This window comes from Methylomonas rhizoryzae, from assembly GCF_008632455.1.
Taxonomy (GTDB): Bacteria; Pseudomonadota; Gammaproteobacteria; order Methylococcales; family Methylomonadaceae; genus Methylomonas; species Methylomonas rhizoryzae.
This window is the reverse complement of the sequence record NZ_CP043929.1, coordinates 3,948,345-3,971,834: the sequence shown is the minus strand read 5'-3', so window position 1 is coordinate 3,971,834 and position 23,490 is coordinate 3,948,345. Positions and strand designations below refer to the sequence as shown.

The following is a 23,490-nucleotide window of genomic DNA, read 5'->3' as shown; positions in this document are numbered from 1 at the left end:
ATAAGTTAACCGGGAATATCCTCGGTTGGATTTACTGAAGTTGGCCGATGACCGCTTGGTAATCGACATTGGCCTTGAATAAACCGGCGCCGGCCTCGGCGGCCATAAGCGCGGCGTCTCCGGCAGCGATTTCACGCAAGTTCACGAACAAGATCGTGGTTTCGCCCAAATCGAAACGGGTGCGTTCGCCGTCTTCCAGCATGCGGGCCGCCTGTTGTTGCTCGCGGCTGAGCTGTAGACGCTGGCGGGCGGCGTGCAAGGCCGACAATACATCTTTCACTTCCGCTGCGATCCGGTCTTCAGCGCCTTTGCGCTCCCAACGCAGTCGCCGCAAATTGGCCGAGGCGGTTTGCCCGCGGCCGGAAGCGACTCTTTGTTGTAACGGAATATCGACATTGAGACCGACGTAGAGTTCGTCCCGATTGAGCTTGTATTTACCGTCGCCGATGTCTTTGGCACCCAGCACCGATAGGTCGATGCCGGGCGCGCGCTGATTGTCTTGCAACTCCACTTCGGTTTCGCTCTGGCGGATTTGCAAGGCCAGACGTTTGAGTTCCGGCCGTTGCGATAACGCCGTGCCGAGCATGTCGTCGAAAACCTCGCTAATCGGCGGGGCTTGTTCGGGAAAACCGTTAGGTAAGCGTTCGCGGCCCGGCAATTGCGGTTGACCGTCCGCATCGCGCCAGTACAGCGATAATTGAATCGCGCTTTGCTCCAACAGCCGAGTGGCGGCGACCACGCGCTCGCGGCGCTCGATAATCGCCCGCTGATTGTCCAGCGCTTCGAATTCCGGAATGTCGCCGGCCGCCACTCGCTCCAGAATGCCCGCATTGCGTTGTTCGGCGATAGCCAGTAACTTTTCCGCGATGTGCAGGCGCTGTCCCGCCAGCACCCAGTCCCAGTAGCGGTGGCCGGCCATCCGGCGAATATCGATCAGGCTTTGATCGAATTCGTGGCTGGCAATTAGCTTGCCCAATTCCGCCTGTAACAGGCCTGCCCGGCGCCGGTCGATGTCGCGGTTGCGCCAGAGCGGCAGGTTGACGCCGATGCGGGCTTCGCCGTCGGTGGCGGTCAGGCTTTTGCCTTCGTAAACCGGATAATCGCCGCTACCGCGCCGCCATCCGCCGAAGAAGGTCGCGCCCAGGAACGGTGTCGCTTGTTCGAACCCGACGTCGACGTTGCGGTTCTCGTACAAGCCGACGACCGACCATTGGTTTTTAGATTTCAACAAGGTATCGAAGCCGCCTTCGGCTTCCAGCACCCGCCCCTCGGCGGCGTCTTTCAATTGCTCGGATGCCAACAGCCCTGGAAAGGCGCGCAAGGCCGCGGCTTGCACCTCGGCCAAGCTCAGTAGTGCGGGCGGGTCGGCCCGGCTGGTCGGGCAAACCAATAAGACGGCCATCAGCCATGATGTCAAGCGAACCTTCATAATCATTTATCCCGGGTTGCGTCGTTCTGTTTGGCGCCGTCTTTGATGGTTTGCCCGGCAGCGGGTTCCGGCAGCACCAACGGCGGAAAACCGTTGAATATCCGCCACAGCTCGTAACCCAGCGTGACTTGGCTTAGCAACACCCAGCCGTTGACCCGCACGCCTTGGCGCAGAAAACGCGGTTCAGGCCAGGGGATGTCGTCCGGATCGGCGATCACCAGGATGCGAAAGTGGCCTTTGCCGTCGTCGGTGGCATCGATCAGGGCGACGCGTCCGCCGAACGAGCCTACCGAAAATTCCGGCCATCCGCCGAATTGCACGGCCGGATAGCCCTCGAACTGCAGCCGGACGGGGCGGTCGGGCACGATCAGCGGTAAGTCGTTGCCGTCCATCCAAAGTTCTACCGCCCGCTGCTCGCTGTCCGGCACCAAAATCGCCAGGGGCTGTCCGGATTTGACCATTTCGGCGCCGGGATTCGCCAACAAGCGCAGTATGGTGCCGTCGCGCGGCGCGGTAATGCTTTGGGTTTGCTGGCGGGCCAGCCGGGTTTCCAATTTCAGCACGTCGGCACGGACATATTGCTGGTCTTCTACCGCCTTGTTCAAGTCTGACTCGGTCTTTTGGATAGACGCGGCGGTATCGGCGTCGAGTTTGCCCAGGTCGGCTTCCAGCGCCTTGATTTCGCTGCTTGCGGCTCGTAGCGCCGCATCGGCGCGCTCGCTGTCGGCTTGACGCTGTGCGCGTTCCAGTTGCGCCAATTCCAGGGTGCGGCGGGAAGCCAGGCCTTTGTTCTGCAAGTGCTGCTGGCGGTCGAGATTCAGGCCTGCGGTGTGGTGGGCGGCTGTGGCGGCGTCCACTGTTTGCTGAGCGGCTTTGCGGCGTTCGCGAGCCATGGCGATTCGCGCTTCAGCGGCGGCCAGTGCTTGCGGCCGCGCTTGTTGGGCCATGCGCAATTGCTGGCGCAAGGTTTCGACCCGGGCGTCGGTAGCCGCCTGTTTGGCTTGCAAGGCTGCATACTCGGCTTGAATGCGTTGCAATATCAAAGGATCGTTGTCGTTGAGTTCGGCGATGACCTCGCCTTTTTTCACTTGAGTTCCCTCCCGCACCCGCCAGTGGGCTATCCGGCCGTCGACCGGCGCGCCTATGAGTTGTTGGCGTTCGTTCGGCGAGTACGCCACCACCCGGCCGATGCCGCGCACGTTTTGCTGCCAGGGTGTCAGGGCGAGAAAAATCAGTAAACCGACAAACAGCCACGCCATGGAGCGGGCGACGCGTCGGGCAATGCCGGCGGTTTGCGCCTGTTGCAGGGTATCCAGTTCCAACCGGCTCATGACGCGGCTCCGTTGTCGGGTTGTGCGGGAAGCGCCATTACCCGGCCGTTACGAATCTCGATGCGGCGGCGGCAAAAATCCGCGACTGCAGGTTCTTGGCTGACGACGACCAGCGTCCACGGGGCCTGCTCGCTAGTCAGGCTATGCAATATGCCGGGCAGCGCGCGCCGGTCTATACAGTCCGGGACGCGGTCCAGCAATAACAGTTTCGGTTGGCGGCAAACGGCGCGGGCCAGCGTCAACCGTAGCGCTTGTTCCTGATTCAACGGCGCGCCGTTCGCGGCCAGCCGGGTATTCAGACCGTCGGGCAGCGAGAGCACGAAATCCAGTAGCTCAACGGTTGCAAGTGCCTTGCGGCATTGTTGGTTATCGGCATTCCAGCCCAATTTGAGGTTGTCCAGGATGCCGGCTTCGATGATTTCGGCCTCGCGTACCAGCGCGATCCGGTCGCGCAGCCGGAGTAAATTCAACTCCCGCAAATCGTGGCCGTCGATTTCGATGCGGCCGCTAAGCGGCGTGCGCAAGCCGAACAGGCAATCGAGCAGCGTGCCGCGTTCCGCACCAGTGCCTATAAGTAAATGTTCACCGGGCGTCAAGTGCAGGTCGATGTCGTCCAGGCGATCTAGTGTCGGTAGGCGGGCCACGCTTAGATGGTGTATGTCCACCCGGTACGGCTCGCTGATTTCAAGGATGGCTTCGTCGTTGCCGATTTCTTGCGGCAAGTCTTGTAAATGACCGATTTTGTCCAGGCTGGTCAGCAATTCGTAAAAGTTGTCCAAGGTCTTGCCGAGCCGGGTCAGGCCGTAAATCATGGCGCTGACCACCAGTTCGGCGGCGATCAATTGACCCAGGCTGAGTTGGCGCTCGATGACCATCCAGCCGCCCATGCCCAGTAATAAGGTATTGGCGACGGCATGCAGCGACAGGGCGGCAATGTTTTGCCGGTTAAGAATGCGAAAGTGGCGTTGGCAGGCGTTCAAATAGTCGGTTGCCAAGCGTTCGCTACGTTCGTGGAAAAAGCGCTCCCCGGCCGCGTTGCGAGTCAACAGCGGGTGAGTCGCTATGGTCTCCAGCCAGGCGGCCGCTTCGTATTTGGCTTTGGATTGTTCGATGGCGGTTTTGACCCCCTCCTTACCCAGCACGAATAAAATGAAAGCCAGCATGGCCACCATGAACAAATCGAAGGCCAGCAACATCGGGTGGTAAAACGCCAGCAAGATCATGCCTATCAGGGTTTGCAGCAGATAGCCCAGGGTTTCCAGCAGCATGACGGCGGCGGTCTTTTGCAGCGTGACGACGTCGAAAAAGCGGTTTGCCAATTCCGGCAAGTGTCGGCTATCGTGCAGTTCGAAGCGGGCGTGGGCCAATTGTTGCGCAGCCAAGCCAAAATGCCGCACGAACAAACGGCGCTGCAACATTTCCACAACGTAAAACTGCAAAGCCGCCAGACTGTTGCCGAGCAGCATCAGCACCAACAGGATCAGTGTCAATACCGCCAAAGGCTGCAGCAGGGCGCCGAAAGCAATGGTGTTGACCAAGGCTTGAACGGCTATCGGCGTCGCCAGCGACATCAAGCCTATGGCAATGCCGTATATGATCAAGGTATGTACGTCGTCGCGTTCGACGGCGATCAATTCGCGCAGGCGCTGAAGCGGGGACTGCGAGCTTGCCATTGTGAACTCCTTTGTGTGGGATGGTCAGCGATCGAAACTTTATATATGGGGACAAAACGGACGCTAATGTCCGGACGGGTAGGGCGGCGGTAGCCTGGCAGGGCGGTTTCCGGCTGTACCCGCAAGAGTGCGTTTAACAGGCTGTGTTGGTTGCTGCTGGCAGGGAATATCCATGGGCGCTTGGTCGGTTGCCGTTTCAGGTGATTGTAGCGAAAAATGCCTGGCCGCTCCGGCCGCCGGCGCTATACCGGGGCAGCAAATGGCACGTTGGCCTGGGACCGTGGCAGCGGCCTAGGGTTCCGCACGCTTCCGGTTGCCGGTTGCAATTCTGCCCTTGTCTTGCTTAAAGCGGCGACAACAGGTAGAGTTTTCTCCTACCTGCGGCGAGTGATATGAGTCTGTGCTGAACACTTTGAATCAGGAGATTTTCGCGCAACCTTTTAATTGTTTGGCCAATAATGCCGTTTTCGCCTACCCGTTCCCGCCCCCGGGCCGAGCTGTCCCAGCAGGAAATGCGTACCATTAGTCAAGCCATAGGTCGCGAGTTCGCACCGCGTTTTTTTCGGCGCCAGTTAGCGCCGGGGAGCGGTTGCAGTTTTTCGTCCCAAGAATTGCGCGACATCGGTTGCGAAATTAGCCGCGAATTTGCCCCGAACCGTCTCGTCCGTCCGCCCGGTCTGGTGTTGCTGGCCTTGTCGCCGCAGCGTTTGCATGCCTATTGGCAAGCTCCTCAACCCTTGTCGACGGCCATGCCGCAGAGCGCAGAGGCAGCGCAGGAACCGCTGACGCTCAGAGTATTCCCGCATGCCGCGGCAACGGCGGAAAATAGGCTCGAGTCGCCATGGCTTGATCTGGTCGTGGCTCGTAGCGGTTTCCACGCGGACATTCCGCTACCGGATGCCTGGCTGCGAAATGCGGTGAGCGAGTTTAGTGCGGTTCTGGGCGAGACAGCCGCCGACGGGGCTTTCAAACCGTTGCTGGTTTCCAATTCGGCCACGGCGCCGGCCCGGTATTGGGATTCGCTAACCGCATTGCCGCAGGTTTTTTCGCAGTTCATCCTGCCGAATTTGCCCGCAGCCAGTTCCGTTAGCGTCAAGGTATCCCCGGCCGAATCCCACTGAAAAAACAACGATGAATTCAGGTTTGCTTTGTTTCGTTTTGCACGCGCATTTACCCTTTGTGCACCATCCGGAATACGACAGTTTTTTCGAGGAAAACTGGCTGTTCGAAGCGATCACCGAATGTTATCTGCCGTTATTGGCGGTGCTGGACAGGCTGGAGCGGGATAAGGTCAAATGCCGTTTGACCGTGTCGTTGTCGCCGACGCTGACGGCCATGCTGGACAACGCTTTGTTGCGCCAGCGTTATTTAAGGCATTTGGAGCGCCTGATCGAATTGGCGGACAAGGAAGTCGAGCGCACGCGCGGGCAAGCCGAGTTTCACGCTCTGGCGCTAGCTTATCAACAAGGGTTTAGAACGGCCTGGGATAGCTATCGAAACCGCTACCAACAAGACCTATTGGCCGGCTTTCTGCACCATTTTCGTGGCGGACGCCTGGAGTTGATCACCTGCGCGGCGACCCACGGCTTGTTGCCGCTGCTGAACGTAGACCCCGTCGCGGTGCGTCAGCAAGTTTTCCTGGGCGTACACGCTTTTCAAAGCCGTTTCGGCGTCGCGCCTAAAGGTTTCTGGCTGCCGGAATGCGGTTATTATCCTGGCTTGGAGCAGGTGTTGCACGAAGCCGGCGTGGAGTATTTTTTCGTCGATAGCCATGGGCTTTTAGCCGCAAATCCTTGCCCCGGCAGCGGCGTTTACGCGCCGGTGGATTGCGGAAACGGGGTGCAGGCATTCGGCAGAGACCCGGATTGCTCCCGGCAGGTATGGAGTGCACAAACCGGCTATCCCGGGGATGCGAATTATAGGGAGTATTACCGCGACATCGGTTTCGATTTGCCACTGGACTATATCGGCCCGTATATTTTGGACGGAGCGACGCGTATCGACACGGGCATCAAATATTACGCGGTTAGCGAGGCCGGCGCTCAGAAACGGCCGTACCGGCCGGACGCGGCCAGCCGGCAAGCGCAACGGCACGCCGAGGATTTCACGCTCAAGCGGCAACGGCAGGCCGCGGCATTGCAGGCCGAAATGCCGACTGCGCCTATCATGGTGGCGCCCTACGATGCCGAGTTGTTCGGTCATTGGTGGTACGAAGGTCCGCAGTGGCTGGAAGCGGTTTTGCGCCTGGCGGCCGCGGAAGCTAGCGGCATAGAAACGGTCACCGGCGGCGATTATTTGGCGCGCTATCCGCACGCCTTTAAGGCCGTACCGGCCGCATCGACCTGGGGCGATCGGGGTTATTCGGAATATTGGCTGAACGACAGCAACGAGTGGATTTACCCCTTGTTGCACAAAGCCAGTGCCGACATGGCCAAGTTAGTTGGCGATTTGGCCCGGCTGCAAGTGAACGAACTGCAGCAGCGGGCCTTGAATCAGGCCTTGCGTTCGCTGCTGTTGGCACAGGCTTCGGATTGGCCGTTTATCATGAAATCCGGTACGACTGAAGACTACGCGCGTAAACGGGTTAGCGACCATTTGGCCCGCTTTAATTATTTGCACGATTGCTTACGCAAAAACCGGATAGACGAGCGTTATTTGAGCGCGCTGGAAATCATGGACGATATTTTTCCGACTATCGATTTTCGCGATTACCGGTCGGCCGATTGAACAGGAGTAAGCCATGGCAGCCATAGAATTGCTGGCGGTGGAAAATAGCTTAAGCCGAAGCAAGCAAGCCCAATATCAGGTGCTGCAGTTTTGGTTGGTCGTCGAAAACAGGGGTTACGATAAACAGGTCGAAGTGTACTGGGCCGGCCGGGACGGCGTCTGGCAAACCCTGTCGGCCGCTTATCAGGCGCGGCGCGGCGACGGGCGCGAATATTGGCTGGCGCGGGTCAGTATCAGCAACCGCTCCGGATTAGCCTTGCCGGGTGCCGTCAATTTCGCCTTGCGGCTTCGCTACGACGGTGGCGAAATCTGGGACAACAACGGCGGATGGAACTATCACGCGCCGGCACGTAGCGGCGTGGCATTGGCAGCCGGCTTGGCCGTACAAAACCTGGCGATCAAACAGCGCTTGGAGGCCGGACAACACTATTTGCAGATCAAAGTCGCCACCCGCCCGGCCCAGGCCGCCGACAAAGTGGTGATTCACTGGAGCGACGACAATTGGCGCACCAGTCGACAAACCGCCTGCCGGCGCAACCGGCGGGCCAAGCAACATAGCGCGCAGATCTGGACGGCACGCTTGCCGGTGGAGCAGGCGTTCGCGCTGGAGTACTGCCTGTGTTACCGCAGCAAGCTCGGCGAAGTTTGGGACAACAACCACGGCAAAAATTATCGGCTCAGCCGCGAGCCGCTACGGGTTTTAATCTTGAATCTGCATTGCTATCAGGAAGACAGGCAGGACGTCAAACTCAGCCAAATCGCCAAAGCCATAGACGAACAAGCCGTGGACGTGGTGTGTTTTCAGGAAGTGGCCGAACATTGGAATCACGGCCACGGCGATTGGGCCTCCAACTCCGCCAACATCATCAACCGGCGTTTACGGCGGCCCATGCATATCCACACCGATTGGTCGCACTTGGGCTTCGACAAATACCGCGAAGGGGTGGCGATTTTAAGCCGCTATCCCTTTCGGCAGGCCCGGTCCCGCTACGTGTCCGATAGTCAAGACCCTTACAGCATCCATGCGCGCAAAGTGGTGATGGCGCAACTGGATATTCCGTATATGGGCGTCGTCAATGTGTATTCCGCCCATTTGAGCTGGTGGGAAGACGGCTTTCAACACCAATTCGAGCGCCTGTGCGCCTGGGCCGATAGCCAGTTGGGCGGCGAGGTCAAAACCACCTTGTTATGCGGCGATTTCAACGTTGCCGCGGGTTCTGCGGGTTATCGCCTGGTGGTGGACGGCCGCCGCTACGAAGACCAGTATTTGGCGGCCAATCAAATCGGCTTGTTCGAAAAAATATTCCGGGTCAACGACGCGCATTGGCAGCATTTATTGGCCGATGATTACCGTATCGACTACATCTTCATGAACAAATCCGGCGACTTGAGGGTGACGTCGGCTCGGGTATTGTTTACCGATTGGGATTACGGCCGAGTGTCCGACCATTGCGGCTATTTGATGAGTTTCGAACCGAAGTGACCGTGTAGGCAAGCTAAATCGGCACGGTTAACCGGCCTTATCAATACGACGCGGCCCGGCTGCGGAGCACTCACCTGTCGGGTACGCCGATCTTCACAACGCCTTGGATTAGCGGGTGGCCAAATTGACGGTCAACGGCCCTCGGATGCGTCTACGACGCAGCCGAAGAAGAGATAACAGTGTGGGGTGTAATTTTGAAAGACCTGATCCCTATGTGCGAGCGGTCGGCATCGTCTCAGATGTAGGGTACGCGGTTACCCTACATGGCTAAGGGGTTTATCTGGAATCCGAACCCTAACAAGGATCTGATTTGATAGGCAAGGTCGGTCGAGGCAAACACCGTAGGGCGGATAAGCGGAGCGCCATCCGCCATTTGAAAACATTTCAACCACCCAATTCACCTACCTCGAAAGCTTCGGAAATATCGCCAGTCCATTCCAAGGGATAAATGCCGGCAGCGACCAAGCGATGAAAACTGGAATAAGGCCAGTCTTTGACCGTGCGCACCCAACCGTGCTTTACCGGATTGTAATGAATATAATCCATGTGAGCCGCATAATCGGCGTCATCGATAATGGTGTGCTCCCAAAAACGCCGTTGCCAAATGCCGCGTTCGTGACGTTTGATTCTGATTTGGGAGCGATATTCGATTTTTGGGAGTGCTTTTGAAAAAGCTTTTTTGATAGCTCGCCATCGATTGGAGTATTGATCATCACCAGATGGCAATGTCCAAATGGCGTGCATGTGATCCGGCAAAACAACCCAGGCGTCGATATGAAAGGGCTGTTGTTGCCGAGTTGCGCGGACCGCTTCCCGTAATTCGGCAATATGCTCGATCAACAATGCCGATTTTCGCTCAAGCAAATTAACCGTGAAAAAATAAGTCCCGCCCGGAATGCGATTGCGTCGATAGTTTGGCATGGAACAAGTTTATTTCATTCGGCGGATGACGCAAGCTTATCCGCCCTACGGCCCTGAAAAACCGATTTATTCAACAACGCCACCCAACGTTAATCCGCCGTACGGCCCCCTTAACTACATATTTTTATGAATATTATCAAGTATCTTAAAAATATCACTGTTAGGATTTATATCTTTTTTAGCTTGATGCCAATTATTATTGGTATCCATAAAGTTTACAACAACCAATCTTGCATCCGTTATAAAATTAAAACTCAACTTTTCAGAATGAAAAAGGTATGACGGCGCGTATGTGTTGAAATCAGAACGCCATTCATTAACATTATTAACATGCCATTTATACAAAACCTGATAAACCACATCTGTATCATCAATTTTTTTCTCAAAAACTGATGTCCCGTTTTCATAAAAAACGAAATCGAACTCATTAGGAAAATGAACTCTTTCAATTGTTATATCCTTAGAGCAACCAAGTAATGTAAGGAAAAAAATAATTGATACTTTTAAGCTATTCACCAAAGTCACCATTGTTTAGTTTTTCCTTTATAGTATCAAAGGTATTGCTTGAATAATTCCGACAACTATTAAAGAATGGATTATAGTAATCTTTGTTTCCAAGTTGCTGCATCAACCATGATTTTATAGCGGCATCTTGAGTCGGTGTTGTTTTGATTATGTCCTGTACTTCTGTTGTCGGATCTCTATTGTCTTGATAAACCATGCCTTGTCCGTTTCCATCAGGAGTCGGGCCATCCGCAGATGATGCCGCTAATGATCCATCGTTTTCGTCTCCTGTTCGCCCAAATGATTGACCATATTGGCCATCAGGTGTATCAACTGATACTCTTTGATGCAGACCGCCTACTGCAGTTGTGTTCTCGTAGCTGACATCTAAACCCTTCGGATCTTTATACCGAATCGGGTTATTCCTAACATAGGTGTAAGTATTAACGCCCCCAGCCAACCCAATCGGATCGCTCTGGATATACCGGCCCAACGCAGGGTCGTAATTTCGGTGGACATTGTAATGCTTTCCGGTTTCCGTATCGTAATACTGCCCAGGGAAGCGCAGGTTAAAGGCCAAGTGGTTGCCGTCACCATCCGGGTCGTCGTTGGCCGCCGTTTCACCGAACGGTGCGCCTTGCCATTGCCAAATCAGGGTATTGCTGCTGGGGTCGGTGATTTTTCTCGGCGTACCCAGGTGGTCGGTATGGATGTAACCGGCTAAGGCAACACTGCCGTTGCTTTGCGATTTGAGTAGCGCGACCGGGATGTCGTCCAGCCAAATCGTTTCCGTTAACCGGCTTTCGCTATAATCGCCGATCAGGCGTCCGGCTTCGTCGTAGACGAATACCGAGGGGCCGTTCACCGTCAATTTGGCCACCCGCTGCTCTAAGGCGTTGTGAAGGTACACGCTGATCGGCGTACCCGACAGGTGAGCGCCCAGCAGCCGGCCGCTGTTGTCGTAGACAAACCCGAGCGATCCTTCGTTCAGCAAATGGCCGGCCGCGTCGTATTGGTAACTGCGGTTAACCGTGCCGGTCTGGCTGTCCAAGCGATGGTTGTTGGCGCCATAGCCGTATTGCGTCAGGCCCGATGGCTCGCTTTTACTCAGGCGGTTGCCGACGGCGTCGTAAGCAAAGGTTTGCTGGCCCCAATTACCCAAGGCGTCGGTGACGCGATCCATGTCGTCGTAACCGAAGGTTTGTACTTCGGCGCCGCTCGATGCGGATTCCAAGCGGTCGGCATCGTCCCAGGTCAAGTTAACCGCCGCCGTCGGCCCGCTGTCGTTAGCGGTTAGCCGGCCATCCAAGTCATAGCCTCGATACGCGGATTGGCCGTTGCTCCAGGTCCAGCTTTTAACCGGGCCGAAAGGCTCGTAACCGATATCTGTCAACAACGGTTGGCCGTTTAGCGACAAATCGCTAATCCGGTTGTTCGCATAGCCGTATCCGATGGTTTGCCCGGTCGGTGTGGTCATCGATGTCAAATGTCCATCGGCATCGTATGCGTAGGCGATCGATAGGGTTGAACTGCCTACCGTTTGCGTTTTATTGACGACGCGGCCATGAAGATCATATTGGTATTCGGTGGTGTTGGCGAAATCGGTAAGTTGGCACAGGCGGCCAATGCCATTGTTACAGTTATCCCAGATATAGGTTTTGTTCTGGTCGTCGCCGGCCTCGATCGACACTATGCGGTTTAAGGCATCGTAGGCGTAATTGACCGCCAACCCTCGGGCATCGGTACGGATTTTTAGATTGCCGGCTTCGTCGTAGGCGTAGCTTGTGGTCCCCCGGTCGGCCGAGACTTCTTGAATCACTTCGCCGAAGCCGTTTCGAGTATAGCTGGTGGTTTGATTCGACGGATCGGTCAGGCCGATCACACGGTTTTGTCCGTCGTAGCTATAGTGGGTCGTGCCGCCGAGCGGGTCCACGACGTCGGCCAGGCGGTTCAAGGCATCGTAGGTTTGGTGAATGCTGCGATTCAGCGGCTGTAAGTTCGCGGTGCGATTGCCTTCGGCATCGTATTCGTAATCGGTGACCCTACCCGCGCTGCTGCCTAAATCTTGCTGCAATCGGTTCAGAATGTCGTAGGCGCGCGAACGGGTACGAACCAACTGCTGACCGGGATCGAAGACATCTTCGCCGGTGCGATTGCCCATCGCGTCCAAGGTATAAGTGATTTTGTTGCCTTGACCATCCTCTACGCCGGTCAGCGCTGGCGGAAGACACCGGCCTGAATCGGGAAAGCCTGTATAAAGTCTTGTCCGGAAAGACTTAACCTAAATGGGATACTGTGCAGCGGATTATCAAAGCGCTGCATATGGGCGTTCACGGGCGGCATGACAGGCCGCTTGGGTGCGATCAGCGTTGCGTAATCGTGCGAATGTTTCGATTTCCGTTCCGTCAGAGACTGAAAGCGTGCGGTGAGATTGTTCAGCGCATGGTTTGTGGTATTTCTATCCATGACGGCGGCCTCGCTTCTTCAAGTTGCCGGGATTGCAGCCATGATTCAGAAGGTTGTGCGGGATAGGCATGGTTCCGGCTAAGGCCTGCTCCTGCGGAATCATATCGAACGGGCGATGGCACTATTTTCGCCAGGCGGGTTCGAAGCGCTTGTGAGTGAGATCCTACCCGCCTGGTGACGACGCCTCGGCGAATGCGCAAAGTAGTTTTATCCGCAACGTTGGCGGGCGATGGCTTCCAGCATTTCCGCGGGTCCCGGTTTGCCGAATAAATAGCCTTGGTAGGCGTCGCAGCCTAATTCCGCCAGGGCGTTGAATTGGGTTAGGGTTTCCACCCCTTCGGCAATCACCTGCAGGCGCAGGCTGTTGCCCATGCCGATGATGGCGCTGACGATGGCGTAATCGTCTTGATCGGCCGGGATGTCGCGCACGAAGCTTTGATCGATTTTTATTTGATCCAGGGGCAGGCGTTTTAAATTGGTCAAGGACGAATAGCCGGTGCCGAAATCGTCCATCGAAAAACTGACGCCCAGCGCTTTGATTTTATGCATGGTGCTGATGGCCGATTCTATGTTGCCCAATACCGCGCTTTCGGTTAATTCCAGTTTCAACAAGGTCGGGTTGGCCCCCGTTTGCTCCAGAATGTCCTTGACCATTTGTTCCAAACCCGGATCGAGCAGTTGCCGGGCGCTGATGTTGACGGCCAGAACCAATTGGCGGGTGGCGGGGTCTTGCGACCAGGCCACCAGCTGCCGGCAGGCGGTAGTCAGTATCCAATGGCCTATGGCCAGGATGATGGTGCTGTTTTCCGCGATTGGAATGAATAGGGCCGGGGATATGAGCGCTTGTTGGGGCGGTTGCCAGCGTATCAGCGCTTCGGCGCCCAGCAGTTTGCCGTCGCTGGCGACTTGGGGTTGGTAAAACAGGAGTAAGTGCCCGTCCCGCAAGGCCAAACGCAGTCCGGATTCGATGCGGGTGCGGGTCAGCAGGGTTTCCTGCATCGACATTTCGAAGAAACGGAAATTGTCTCGCCCGGATTGTTTGGCTTGATACAGCGCCAGTTCCGCTTGTTTCAGCAATTTTTCCGGCGACTGAGAATCGTGATCGTGAAACAAGGTGATGCCTATACTGGCGGTAATCTGCAATTCCAGGCCGTCTATCCACAAGGGCTGGTTGATGGCGTCGCGCATTTTACCGACGACGGAATCGCAGGCGGCGGCCGCCGTGAGCAAATCGCTGCCGGGTTCGTCCAACAGCACCAGGAATTCGTCCCCTCCCGGCCGCGAGACACTGTCGCCGCCCCTCAGTTGCTGTTGGATGCGTTTGCCGATGTCGATCAATAAGTTATCGCCGGTTTCGTGGCCGTGGCTGTCGTTGATGTCGTGGAAGCGGTCCAGGTCTATCAGCAACAAGGCGCCGTAACCGCCGCTACGATGAGCGCCCAACAAGGCTTGATGCAGCCTGTCGAAGAATAGCCGCCGGTTCGGTAAGCCGGTCAGGTGATCGTACATGGCCAGTTCCAGGATTTTCCGTTGCGCCACCCGGGGTTCGCTAATGCTGGATAAGCTGGCTACGTAGTGGGAGATTCGGCCGTTGCGGTCGTTCACGGAGGAGATGGACAACCACAACATGTCGATCGCTCCGTCTTTGCTACGGCTGCGCACTTCGCCCTCCCAGCGCCCTTCGTGACGCAAGGATTGCAAGATGACGCGATTCAGGTTCTCGTCGATGTGGCCGTTTTGCAGGGTCAAGGGATGTTTGCCTATGGTTTCCGCGCTAGCCAGGCCGGTAATGGTCGAAAACGCCTGATTGACTTGCAAGATGGTGCCGGTTGCGTCGGTGACCACCATACCGTCTTGCGACTCGAATGCAACCGCGGCGATACGCAGTTGCCGTTCGGCCGATTTGGCTTCCGATATGTCCTGAGCATGGCCGTGCCAGAGTATGCCGCCGTCGGCTATACGGTGCGGACGGGCATGGCATTCGATCCAGCGCTCGCCGCGTATCGGATGGTGCATGCGCCACTGCGTGCTCAGCGGCGTTAAGCCTTGCGCGGAAACTTGCATGGCGCTCAGAAAAGCCGTTGCGTCGTCCGGATGGATCTGGGCCAGCAAGCCGGCGGCGTCGTTTTGCACTTGTTCCGGTGTCATACCGAACAGGTCTTCGATGGCCGAACTTGCGAACGGTAGGCTGAGTTGGCCGTCTTGTCGGCGTTGCATCGAAAAAATCAGGCCGGGTACGGTTGCCGCGACGGTGGCCAGTTGGTCCACCAGTTCCAGGCGTTCGCGCAGCAAATCGTTGCGCTCTTTAACCCGCAGCAGATTGCCTATGCGTATGCTGAGTTCGTCTCGGTCCACCGGCCGGTGCAGGTAGTCGTCCGCACCGGCGGCCAAGGCTTGCAGGCAAGCGGCCCGGTCGGCGCTGGCGGTTAGCATGATGATGGGAATGTCCGCGGTAGTCGGATCGGCTTTTAATATTCTGACAATGTCGATGCCGGTCATGTCCGGCAGTATGATGTCCAGCAGCAACAGATCGGGCGCCCAGCTGCGGCATAGCTGCAACGCGGCGTTACCGTTAGCGGCGCCGCGGCAGTCGTGGCCGGCGGTTTTGACGAACATCTCCAGGATTTTGATGTTGCGGGGGTCGTCGTCCACCAATAGCAGGCGTTTCGGCGGACCGGACAGTTTATACATGGCTATACCTTCTGTTTACAGCTGTTGCGCCCTGATACCGAACACTTGATTGCGGCCGTTCAATTTCGCTTTGTACAACGCGGCGTCGGCTCTTTTCAGCAGGGATTCCGCGGTGTCGCCGGGGCGGTAAGTGGTGACGCCGAGGCTTACCGTCACGGTATGGTTGCTGATGGCTTGCAAGCTGTTGTGCGCCATCTCGCACCTTACGCGTTCGGCAATTTGCAACAGCTGGTCGTGATGGGTGTTGGGCATGATCAAGCAGAATTCTTCTCCGCCGTAACGCGCCAGATAGTCGGACGCGCGTAATTGCCGTTGCACTAATTTGGCGATATGTTTCAGCACTTGGTCGCCGACCACATGGCCGTATTGGTCGTTTACGTATTTGAAATGATCGATGTCCAGCATTGCCACGCCCAGCGACTTACCGGGATAGCGGCTCAATTCGCCGGTGCGGTGCGCGAGGTCGGCGTCCAAGTAACGGCGATTCAGCGCGCCGGTCAAGGCGTCGGTAATCGTGTCTATGCAAAGCCTTTCGTATTCGCGTTTGATTTGCTGCAAGGTTTCGGCGCGGCGCAAGGCGGCCTTGCTACGCGCGACCAATTCGTCGCTGTTGACCGGTTTGCTTAAATAATCGTCGGCGCCTTGCGCTAGACAATCGAGTTTTTGTTGCGGTTCGCAGTCCGCAGCGATTTCCAGAATCGGAATGTCTTGCAAGCCGGGCGTCCGTTTTAAAGAGCGTAGCAATTGCAGGTTGCTATTTTCCGGCAAGTCCAGGCCGAGTATGATCAAGCCCGGTAGAATTTGCGTCAAAACTTCCCAAAGCTCCGCTTCGCTTTCCGCTATGAACACGTAAAAACCGGCTTGCTCCAAGACCCCGGTCAATAGTTTGGCCAGGGCAGGGTCGTTTTCGGCGAGCAGTATGCTGTCCATGTCCGGAAAGTCGTTTTCGGCCGGTAGTTTCAATAAGCGGCGGCCGACCTCGGTGCGGGTGCGCAGTTCGCGGTGCATATTGGCCAGCCGGCTCATGGAACGTACCCTAATCCGCAATTCGTCGACGTGCACCGGTTTGCTTAAGAATTCGTCGGCACCCGCCTCCAAACCCTTGGTACGGTTTTCGCTGCCGTCCAACGCGGTCAGCAATATCACCGGGATATCGCGGGTCGATTCGTCGGCTTTCAGGCGGCGGGTTACTTCGAAGCCGTCCAAATCGGGCATCATCACGTCCAATAAAATCACGTCCGGTAATTTTGACTTGGCGATGTACAGGGCTTCTTCCCCACCCCGGGCTTCGTAAAGCAGGTAGTTTTCGCGCTGCAACAGGTTGCGGATTAATTTGAGGTTAATCTGCTCATCGTCGACGATGAGTAAGGACGACTCGTTCATGTCGGCTGCAACATGCGTTGAATTTGGCCGAGCAATTCTTTGTAGCGTATCGGTTTGCTGGTGTAGTCTTCGCAGCCGGACGCCAAGATGCGTTCGCGGTCTCCTTCCATGGCCAGGGCGCTGACCGCGATGATAGGGATTTTAGCGGTGCGAAAATCCGCTTTTAACAAGCGAATCGCGGTTAAGCCGTCCATACCCGGCATTTGGATGTCCATCAAGATCAAATCCGGTTCGGCTTCCCGTATCATCGCAATGCCGGTTTCGGCATTTTCGGCGCTTAATACCCGGTATCCGGCCGTTTCCAACACGTCGGTGAGCAGCTTGCGGCTCGGAGCGTGGTCTTCGATCACGGCAATGCTGCTCATGGACGGTCTCCATATAAAGCACGTTTGATCAAGTCGTGTAGATAATGATTGGATAAGCGGCCTTTTTCGGCGATAGCGGTTACCTTGTCTTGCAACTCTATGTGTTCTTGGGCGCTCAGGCGTCTGGCCGAAATAATCAATACCGGAATGCGGTTGGTAGCGCTGTCTTCTTTTAGCGACGCCAATACTTCGAAGCCGGTTAGATCAGGCATGATCAGATCCAATAGCACTATGTCCGGCTTTTCGCTTTTCGCCAGGGCTAGGCCTTCGCTGCCGCTGAATGCCGTGACCAGTTCGAATTCGCCGCCGCTCAGAAAGCTGGTGATGATTTTGACCGCTTTCGGGTCGTCGTCGATGATCAGCAGCCGGGGTTTGTGATGCTGTTGCCGGTTGGGGGCGAAGCGCGAGACGGTTTCCAGCAATTCGGCGCGGCCGATGGGCTTGCGCAGGACCGCGTCGGCGGCCAGTACCGGCGAGTTTGCTTGCGGGTTGGCTATCGCCGAAACCACGATGACCGGAATGTGTTGCCATTGCGGCCGGGCTGCTTTGGCGTCCAGGAACGCGTAACCGTCCATTTCCGGCATCAATAAATCCAGGACGATCAGGTCCGGTTCGCTGGAAGCCAGATCTTCGAGCGCCAGCCGGCCGTTGTTGGCGATTCTGACTTGGTAACCGGCGTCTTCCAGATAAATGCGCAGTAGCTCCGCGTGCTGCAGATTGTCCTCGACGACCAGCAGTTTGGCCTGATAGCCGCCCGTATCGTGCGCAAGCCGGGTTTTACGTAGCGGCTGCACCATGGATTGTTCGACCAAACGCATGAAGTCGGCCAAATTGAACGAACTTTTTTCCATCCAAATCACTTGGCTGCGTTCCAGATTACGGCGTTCCTGATCGCCCAGTTGCATAGCGGTCAGCACGATGATCGGTATCGATGCGGTGGCCGGCTCCTGACGCAAGGCGGCTATGACTTCGAAGCCGCTGATTTCCGGCATCATCAGGTCGACGATCATTAAATCCGGCGGGGACGATTTGGCCGATTCGATGGCGGCGCGGCCGCCGTTGACCGTGGTGACGCGGAAACCGGCCTGGGTTAAACGCGTGCCGATAAAATCCAGCGCCCGCTGATCGTCGTCGACCACCAATATGTAGGGCTTGGTATGTAGATCGTTTTTGGGCAGGGCCCTGACGACCGCTTCCAACAGCCATTCCCGGCGCAAGGGTTTTTCCAGCACGTCGATGGCGCCCAAGTGCACGCCTTTATCGGCTTCGGCCGCGACCGAAATTACCGGGATAGCCCTAAGTTCCGGTTGGTGGCGCATCAGTTTCAACACCTCCCAACCGTCGATGTCGGGCAGGCGGATATTCAGAATGACTAAGGAAGGCAGCAATTCCGCCGCAAGGCTCAAGCCTTGCCGGCCGGTGGTGGCGCGCAGGACGTGATGGCCGGCCGCCGTCAGTTCGGCGGTAATGATGTCGGCGACCCCGTCTTGCGCTTCTATCAGCAAGATACAGGTTGCCGGCGGCAAGGCCTGAGCTACGGCGGATACGACGACTGCGGAATCCGCTTCGCCGGCCGGTTTTTCGCCGGCGTCCGTTACCGGGTGAACGGGTAAGCACACGCTGAAACAACTGCCCACACCCAATTGGCTGTTGACCGATACCGTGCCGCCGTGCAGTTCGGCCAAGCGTTTGACCATGGCCAAGCCCAAGCCGGTGCCTTCTTGTTTTCTCGCCAGGCCGCCGTCCAATTGTTCGAACGGCCGAAACAGCCGGGCTTGGTCTTTTTCCGCAATACCGATGCCGGTGTCGGAAACGTCTATGCGCAGTTTGTGTTCGTCGAGTCTGGCCGCCAGTTGTACTTGGCCGTTTTCCGGCGTGAATTTGACTGCGTTGGATAGCAGGTTGTAAACGATTTGCCGCAATTTGCGCCCGTCCGCCCGGACGATGCCGATCTCGCCGGCAAATTCCAGATTCAATTTGATCGAACGGGCGTTGGCCTTTTCCTTGACGATGGACATGCAGTTACGCAAGGCTTCTTCTACGTTGACCGGTTCGAGCGCCAATTCCATGCGGCCTTCTTCGATCTTCGACAAATCCAGAATATCGTTGATCAACGATAGAAGATGGCTGGCGCTGTCCAGAATTTCGCCAACGTAGTCGTGTTGCTTGGGATTCAACGGGCCCAGCAGTTCGTCGCGCAGTACTTCCGAAAAACCGATTACCGCATTCAGCGGCGTGCGCAATTCGTGCGACATATTGGCCAGAAATTCGCGCTTCAGTTGATTGGTATGTTCCAGCTCGGCGTTCTTGTGTGTGATTTCCTGGGTACGCAGCTTCAGCTGCTCGGCCATGGCTTTCAACTCTTCGTATTGGCGCAAGTTTTGTAAGGCTGCGCCGAGTTCGGTGGCGATGCGTTGGTTGAATTCCCGGTCGGAAGCCGACACCTGATTGGCTGCGGCCAATACCAGTACGCCCAGGCAGCGTTCTTGATAGCTGATAGGACAGGCCAGTACGGCGACAGGGTTGATCACCAACAAGCCGGTTTCTATGCGTAGCGGCATTTGATCGGCGGATTCTATGGTCAACATGCGTCGCTCGTTAAACGCTTGGCCGACCAGGCCTTCGCCGGGGTTGATCTCCTGGGCCAAATCGTCCGGTGCGCAGTAGCTAGCCTGGCATTGCAGGGTACCGTGCCAGTCGTCGAACAAATACAAGGCCGAAGTCGGGTACTTGCCGGAGTTGCCGAGTATGGTCAAGGTTTCTTGCAGCAAATTGCGCCGGTCCCGGCTGCGGCTCATGGTGCCGAGGATTTCGCCGTGCAGATGTTCATAGGCCGCCATGGCCACCGAGGCGGCGTTTTGTTCCGCCAGTTTGCGTGCGGTGGCGTTGCGCTTGATCGCAACGTAATGGGTAATCGTGCCTTCGCTGCGTACCGGAGTGATGCTTTGATCTTCCGGATAGAGACTGCCGTCCTTGCGGCGGTTGACCATTTCGCCGCGCCATTCCTGGCCGTTGGCGATGGTTTCCCACAGTTTGCGGTACACGGCGTCCGGGGTTACGCCGGATTTGAGGATGCGCACGTTGTTGCCGAGCGCGTCGGCTTCCGTATAGCCGGTCAGACGGGTGAAAGAGGAATTGATCCAGACGATCACGCCTTGCGCATCGGTCAGCACTACCGCGTCGTCCGCGGCTTCCAGGCCGGCGTGCAATAGCTTTAGATCGTTCAGTTGCCGATGTTGTACGGTGAGATCGCGAATGATGCCGACAAATTCGATATGCAGGTGATCGGCTTCTTCGAAGCGCATTTCCGTTACTGCCAAGGACATGGGAAAGACGCTGCCATTTTTGCGTTTACCCTGCACTTCCCGGCCTATGCCGATGATCTTTTTCTCGCCGCTATGCAAATAGTTGGAAAGATAGCCGTCGTGCGCCGAACGATAGGGTTCCGGCATCAGCATGCTGACGTTTTGGCCGACGATTTCTTCGGCTAAATAACCGAACATGCGTTCGGTGGCGGCGTTCGCGGTTTGTATGATGCCGCAATCGTCTATCGTGATGATCGCATCCAATACCGTTTCCAGTACCGATACCAGATATTTGCTGTCGTGCATTTTCACGGATATGCCCTCAAGGATAGGGTGCGAGCGCGCTGTTGCGGTCCGCGCAACGGTTGCCGCCGGATTCGCCGCAGAGTAGCCATGCAAGTCAGCAAGGCCATGAAATCGAATCACACGGAACACCGGCCGTGGACTGGCGTTCCAGTTGCTGCGCCGATAATTTTAGCACCTGTGCCGAAGCTGACATAAACATACTGTTTTAGTAGGATATGTCAATTGTTTGTCTGTTACCGCCCGCAAGACATAAAGCTTGCCGATGTGTAGCCTTTATGGGCTGCTGATGCGGCAGGTATCCGGGTTGCATGGACTACCTTGCTATTTTCGCCGTCCTGCACTGAGTTGTGATAAGCTGCCGCAAGACTTTCACATTAGGTTAATCCTTCTGCTAGTGCCTTTTCGGCCTGCATGTCTCTTCTCTCGAAGTGTTGTGCCCGTTCGATTAGAACCCTCCGCCGCATCACTGCTCACCATGAGAAGACGCCAATCATGCCATCCTATCAAGTTAGATATCAGACCGTTACCGTAGCCGGTAACGAGTATAAAATCCGTTCGCTGCTTGATCTGCAGCAGTTTTCAGACCCTGCCGGAGACGCTCAGCGTATGGGCATTTCCTCAGCCGGATGGCCGCTGTTCGGGCAAATTTGGCCTTCGGCGCTAGTATTGGCTAGGGCCATGCACGACTTCGATTTGGATGGTAAGCGCATTCTGGAAATTGGTGCCGGACTGGCATTGTCCAGTTTGGTGATTCACCGCCGCGCCGGCGATATCACCGTCAGTGACTGGCATCCGTTGAGCAGTGCATTCTTAAACGAAAACCTGGTTTTGAATCGAATGACGCCTTTACCTTATCAAACCGGTAATTGGGCCGGCGATAACCCTGAGCTGGGCTGGTTTGATCTGATCATCGGCAGCGACGTGCTCTACGAACCGCAACACCCCGGTTTGTTGGCACGCTTTATCGACAAGCACGCCGCGGAGGACGCGCAAGTGATCATCGTGGACCCTGACCGCGGCAACCGGGTTGCCTTCTGCCGGGAAATGAGCGCGCTGGGTTATCAAAATAGCTGGCGCCGGGCGGATCGCCGGTTGGAAAACGGCGACCCCTACAAAGGTCGATTTCTGATCTTCAACCGGCCTTCGGCCGCGGTTGCCGCATGACCGGCCGCGACAATCCCTTGTGGTTGCGATGCTGGCAGGAGGAAAACACCGGCGATTTTCATCAAGCCAGCGTCAACCGTTTTCTCCCAAGGTATTGGCCTAGTCTGGACTGTGCGGCCGGCAGCCGGGTATTCGTACCGATGTGCGGAAAAAGTTTGGACATGATCTGGCTGGCACAGCAAGGACATTCGGTCATAGGGGTGGAGTTGAGCCCAATCGCTGTGCGGGATTTTTTTCGGGAAAACCAATTGCAGCCCACCCGCCGTAAACTCGGCCGATTCACCTTATGGCAGGGCGGCAAACTCGGTATATTGTGCGGCGATTATTTTGCCCTGACCGCTGCTGTTTTAGGTCCGGTGAACATCGTTTACGATCGCGCCGCCTTGACTGCGCTGCCGCCAGACTTGCGCAAACGTTATGTGGCGCATTTGTTCAAGATTGTCTCTCCCGGCGCTCAAATCTTGCTGTTGACCACAGAATATGCCGAGGCGAATGAACCCTTAAGCCAAATCTTCGGGATTGACGAAGAAATTGACGCCCTTTACGCGGCCGATTTCGATGTTAAATTGACCTGTATGGAAAGCGTTTTCGAATCCGACCCGCGCTTGCCTGAGCAAATGCCGACCCGTGCGGAAGACAAAGTGTACCGGCTATCGGCGAAGCGCGGCGGCAAACAAGGATAGTGACTTTCCAGCCGGCGCTTGCGGTGAGTGCGGTTTTGCCCGCCGGCGCGGCGATGATCGGACTATCGCTGCGGCGCAAAGCTTTTTCGCGCACTCAAAATCGAATGTATTCGTCAACCTCCCGGCCGCAACCGATACGGGGATTGAGCAAAACCATGCAACTCCTTTTACTTGCGCAGCTATAGTTTCCGCTTGTAGGCATTCTTACGTTATGGTCAATGAAATGTTTTTCCCCCGATGGACGCTAGCGGGATAAGGTTTATGCGGTTACGTACTCGTTGCGACCTTTGTTTTGAAGTCGATCTGCCCACGCCGATCATACTCATGCTGCGGCCACGCAGCGGCTGGAATCAATGGATTGAGAGAGAGTCCTTTGTCATTGAACCGGGCATCCAGCTGTTTGAGTATATCGATGCATACGGAAATTTATGTCAGCGTCTGATAGCTCCGGCGGGTACGCTCTCGATTCATACCGACGCGGATATTCGAACCTCCGAGCAAATCGACATCGCACCCGGCGCACCGTTTGCTGAAATTGGGTCGCTGCCCGATTCGGTATTGACTTATCTTTTGCCCTCGCGGTATTGCGAATCCGACCGCTTTATCGAGCTTGCGCGCGACATAGCGGCGGGAATGGCGCCCGGTTACGACCAGGTGGATGCGGTTAATCGGTGGTTGCGCGAGCACATTCGTTTCAATCAGGACACCGCTCAGCTGCAGCTATCGGCTATAGAGGTCAATCTGGCGGGACAGGGCGTTTGCCGCGACCTCGCGCATTTGGGGATCGCATTGTGCCGAGCGTTATGCATCCCGGCGCGCATGGTCGTGGGCTATTTGTACGGTTTGCACCCCATGGATTTTCATGCCTGGTTCGAGGCTTACGTCGGCGGGCGTTGGTATGCCTTCGATCCTACCCAGCCGACGCCGCGCGGGGGGCGAGTGATAGTCGCCTACGGCCATGATGCCGCCGACGTCGCCATTTTTACCCAATTCGGCTTACCGCTACGTCCTGCTCGCCTGTCCGTCAGCGTCGAACGCTTGCCGAATATTCAGGAATGA

Annotated in this window: 17 protein-coding genes; 6 read left to right on the top strand and 11 right to left on the bottom strand. The window is 56.4% G+C overall.

The window, feature by feature from the left end; all coding sequences use genetic code 11:
- Nucleotides 1–31: 31 nt before the first annotated feature.
- Genes F1E05_RS17575 through F1E05_RS17565 form a run of 3 tightly spaced genes read right to left on the bottom strand, consistent with a single transcriptional unit; the run spans nt 32 to nt 4,433 of the window.
- Nucleotides 32–1,429 (bottom strand): TolC family protein, encoded by a 1,398-nt coding sequence (locus tag F1E05_RS17575; RefSeq protein ID WP_150050771.1) that lies wholly within the window; start codon nt 1,427–1,429, stop codon nt 32–34.
- Between the two features lie 2 nt (nt 1,430–1,431).
- Nucleotides 1,432–2,760, bottom strand: coding sequence for an HlyD family secretion protein (locus F1E05_RS17570; RefSeq protein ID WP_150050769.1), 1,329 nt, complete (start codon nt 2,758–2,760; stop codon nt 1,432–1,434).
- The gene (locus F1E05_RS17565; RefSeq protein WP_150050767.1) at nt 2,757–4,433 is read right to left on the bottom strand and encodes an ATP-binding cassette domain-containing protein; all 1,677 of its coding nucleotides are present in this window, start codon (nt 4,431–4,433) and stop codon (nt 2,757–2,759) included. Before F1E05_RS17565 ends, F1E05_RS17570 begins: the two co-directional genes overlap by 4 nt.
- A 512-nt stretch (nt 4,434–4,945) precedes the next feature.
- Here F1E05_RS17565 and F1E05_RS17560 point away from each other — a divergent pair.
- The 3 genes from F1E05_RS17560 to F1E05_RS17550 are packed head-to-tail and all read left to right on the top strand — an operon-like array spanning nt 4,946 to nt 8,643.
- Nucleotides 4,946–5,554: a hypothetical protein gene (locus F1E05_RS17560; RefSeq protein ID WP_150050765.1), complete on the top strand. Its 609-nt coding sequence runs from the start codon at nt 4,946–4,948 to the stop codon at nt 5,552–5,554.
- Between the two features lie 10 nt (nt 5,555–5,564).
- Nucleotides 5,565–7,160: a glycoside hydrolase family 57 protein gene (locus F1E05_RS17555; RefSeq protein ID WP_150050763.1), complete on the top strand. Its 1,596-nt coding sequence runs from the start codon at nt 5,565–5,567 to the stop codon at nt 7,158–7,160.
- 13 nt (nt 7,161–7,173) lie between these two features.
- Nucleotides 7,174–8,643, top strand: coding sequence for an endonuclease/exonuclease/phosphatase family protein (locus F1E05_RS17550; protein ID WP_150050761.1), 1,470 nt, complete (start codon nt 7,174–7,176; stop codon nt 8,641–8,643).
- Nucleotides 8,644–9,027: 384 nt separating this feature from the next.
- On the opposite strand, the gene F1E05_RS17545 is transcribed toward F1E05_RS17550, so the two are convergent.
- The 8 genes from F1E05_RS17545 to F1E05_RS17510 form a co-directional block, all read right to left on the bottom strand.
- Nucleotides 9,028–9,564 (bottom strand): REP-associated tyrosine transposase, encoded by a 537-nt coding sequence (locus tag F1E05_RS17545; protein ID WP_150050759.1) that lies wholly within the window; start codon nt 9,562–9,564, stop codon nt 9,028–9,030.
- Between the two features lie 114 nt (nt 9,565–9,678).
- Entirely contained in the window at nt 9,679–10,080 is a 402-nt protein-coding gene (locus tag F1E05_RS17540) for a hypothetical protein (RefSeq protein WP_150050757.1), read from the bottom strand.
- Entirely contained in the window at nt 10,073–12,229 is a 2,157-nt protein-coding gene (locus tag F1E05_RS17535; RefSeq protein ID WP_150050755.1) for an RHS repeat-associated core domain-containing protein, read from the bottom strand. The genes F1E05_RS17540 and F1E05_RS17535 overlap by 8 nt, the downstream gene beginning before the upstream one ends.
- 50 nt (nt 12,230–12,279) lie before the next feature.
- Nucleotides 12,280–12,534 (bottom strand): hypothetical protein, encoded by a 255-nt coding sequence (locus F1E05_RS20330; RefSeq protein ID WP_190303339.1) that lies wholly within the window; start codon nt 12,532–12,534, stop codon nt 12,280–12,282.
- A 207-nt stretch (nt 12,535–12,741) separates the two neighbouring features.
- On the bottom strand, nt 12,742–15,225 hold the full coding sequence (locus tag F1E05_RS17525; RefSeq protein WP_150050753.1) for a two-component system response regulator: 2,484 nt from the start codon (nt 15,223–15,225) through the stop codon (nt 12,742–12,744).
- 15 nt (nt 15,226–15,240) lie between these two features.
- Complete coding sequence (locus F1E05_RS17520; RefSeq protein WP_150050750.1) at nt 15,241–16,608, bottom strand: diguanylate cyclase; 1,368 nt, start codon at nt 16,606–16,608, stop codon at nt 15,241–15,243.
- A complete protein-coding gene (locus F1E05_RS17515; protein ID WP_150050748.1) occupies nt 16,605–16,973 on the bottom strand; it encodes a response regulator in 369 nt (122 codons plus the stop codon). The genes F1E05_RS17520 and F1E05_RS17515 overlap by 4 nt, the downstream gene beginning before the upstream one ends.
- Nucleotides 16,970–20,584, bottom strand: coding sequence for a response regulator (locus F1E05_RS17510; RefSeq protein ID WP_232056882.1), 3,615 nt, complete (start codon nt 20,582–20,584; stop codon nt 16,970–16,972). The genes F1E05_RS17515 and F1E05_RS17510 overlap by 4 nt, the downstream gene beginning before the upstream one ends.
- A 492-nt stretch (nt 20,585–21,076) precedes the next feature.
- Between F1E05_RS17510 and F1E05_RS17505 the strand changes: the two genes are divergently transcribed.
- The 3 genes from F1E05_RS17505 (at nt 21,077) to F1E05_RS17495 (ending at nt 23,490) form a co-directional block, all read left to right on the top strand.
- On the top strand, nt 21,077–21,748 hold the full coding sequence (locus F1E05_RS17505) for a class I SAM-dependent methyltransferase (protein ID WP_150050744.1): 672 nt from the start codon (nt 21,077–21,079) through the stop codon (nt 21,746–21,748).
- The gene (locus tag F1E05_RS17500) at nt 21,745–22,431 is read left to right on the top strand and encodes a thiopurine S-methyltransferase (RefSeq protein ID WP_150050742.1); all 687 of its coding nucleotides are present in this window, start codon (nt 21,745–21,747) and stop codon (nt 22,429–22,431) included. Before F1E05_RS17505 ends, F1E05_RS17500 begins: the two co-directional genes overlap by 4 nt.
- Before the next feature lie 261 nt (nt 22,432–22,692).
- The gene (locus F1E05_RS17495; RefSeq protein ID WP_150050740.1) at nt 22,693–23,490 is read left to right on the top strand and encodes a transglutaminase domain-containing protein; all 798 of its coding nucleotides are present in this window, start codon (nt 22,693–22,695) and stop codon (nt 23,488–23,490) included.

Bases quoted from the DNA above. Each gene is read 5' to 3' on its own strand.
- F1E05_RS17575 (WP_150050771.1), bottom strand. From the start codon at position 1,429: ATGAAGGTTCGCTTGACATCATGGCTGATGGCCGTCTTATTGGTTTGC.
- F1E05_RS17570 (WP_150050769.1), bottom strand. From the start codon at position 2,760: ATGAGCCGGTTGGAACTGGATACCCTGCAACAGGCGCAAACCGCCGGC.
- F1E05_RS17565 (WP_150050767.1), bottom strand. From the start codon at position 4,433: ATGGCAAGCTCGCAGTCCCCGCTTCAGCGCCTGCGCGAATTGATCGCC.
- F1E05_RS17560 (WP_150050765.1), top strand. From the start codon at position 4,946: ATGCGTACCATTAGTCAAGCCATAGGTCGCGAGTTCGCACCGCGTTTT.
- F1E05_RS17555 (WP_150050763.1), top strand. From the start codon at position 5,565: ATGAATTCAGGTTTGCTTTGTTTCGTTTTGCACGCGCATTTACCCTTT.
- F1E05_RS17550 (WP_150050761.1), top strand. From the start codon at position 7,174: ATGGCAGCCATAGAATTGCTGGCGGTGGAAAATAGCTTAAGCCGAAGC.
- F1E05_RS17545 (WP_150050759.1), bottom strand. From the start codon at position 9,564: ATGCCAAACTATCGACGCAATCGCATTCCGGGCGGGACTTATTTTTTC.
- F1E05_RS17535 (WP_150050755.1), bottom strand. From the start codon at position 12,229: ATGGGCAATCGCACCGGCGAAGATGTCTTCGATCCCGGTCAGCAGTTG.
- F1E05_RS20330 (WP_190303339.1), bottom strand. From the start codon at position 12,534: ATGGATAGAAATACCACAAACCATGCGCTGAACAATCTCACCGCACGC.
- F1E05_RS17525 (WP_150050753.1), bottom strand. From the start codon at position 15,225: ATGTATAAACTGTCCGGTCCGCCGAAACGCCTGCTATTGGTGGACGAC.
- F1E05_RS17520 (WP_150050750.1), bottom strand. From the start codon at position 16,608: ATGAACGAGTCGTCCTTACTCATCGTCGACGATGAGCAGATTAACCTC.
- F1E05_RS17515 (WP_150050748.1), bottom strand. From the start codon at position 16,973: ATGAGCAGCATTGCCGTGATCGAAGACCACGCTCCGAGCCGCAAGCTG.
- F1E05_RS17510 (WP_232056882.1), bottom strand. From the start codon at position 20,584: ATGCACGACAGCAAATATCTGGTATCGGTACTGGAAACGGTATTGGAT.
- F1E05_RS17505 (WP_150050744.1), top strand. From the start codon at position 21,077: ATGCCATCCTATCAAGTTAGATATCAGACCGTTACCGTAGCCGGTAAC.
- F1E05_RS17500 (WP_150050742.1), top strand. From the start codon at position 21,745: ATGACCGGCCGCGACAATCCCTTGTGGTTGCGATGCTGGCAGGAGGAA.
- F1E05_RS17495 (WP_150050740.1), top strand. From the start codon at position 22,693: ATGCGGTTACGTACTCGTTGCGACCTTTGTTTTGAAGTCGATCTGCCC.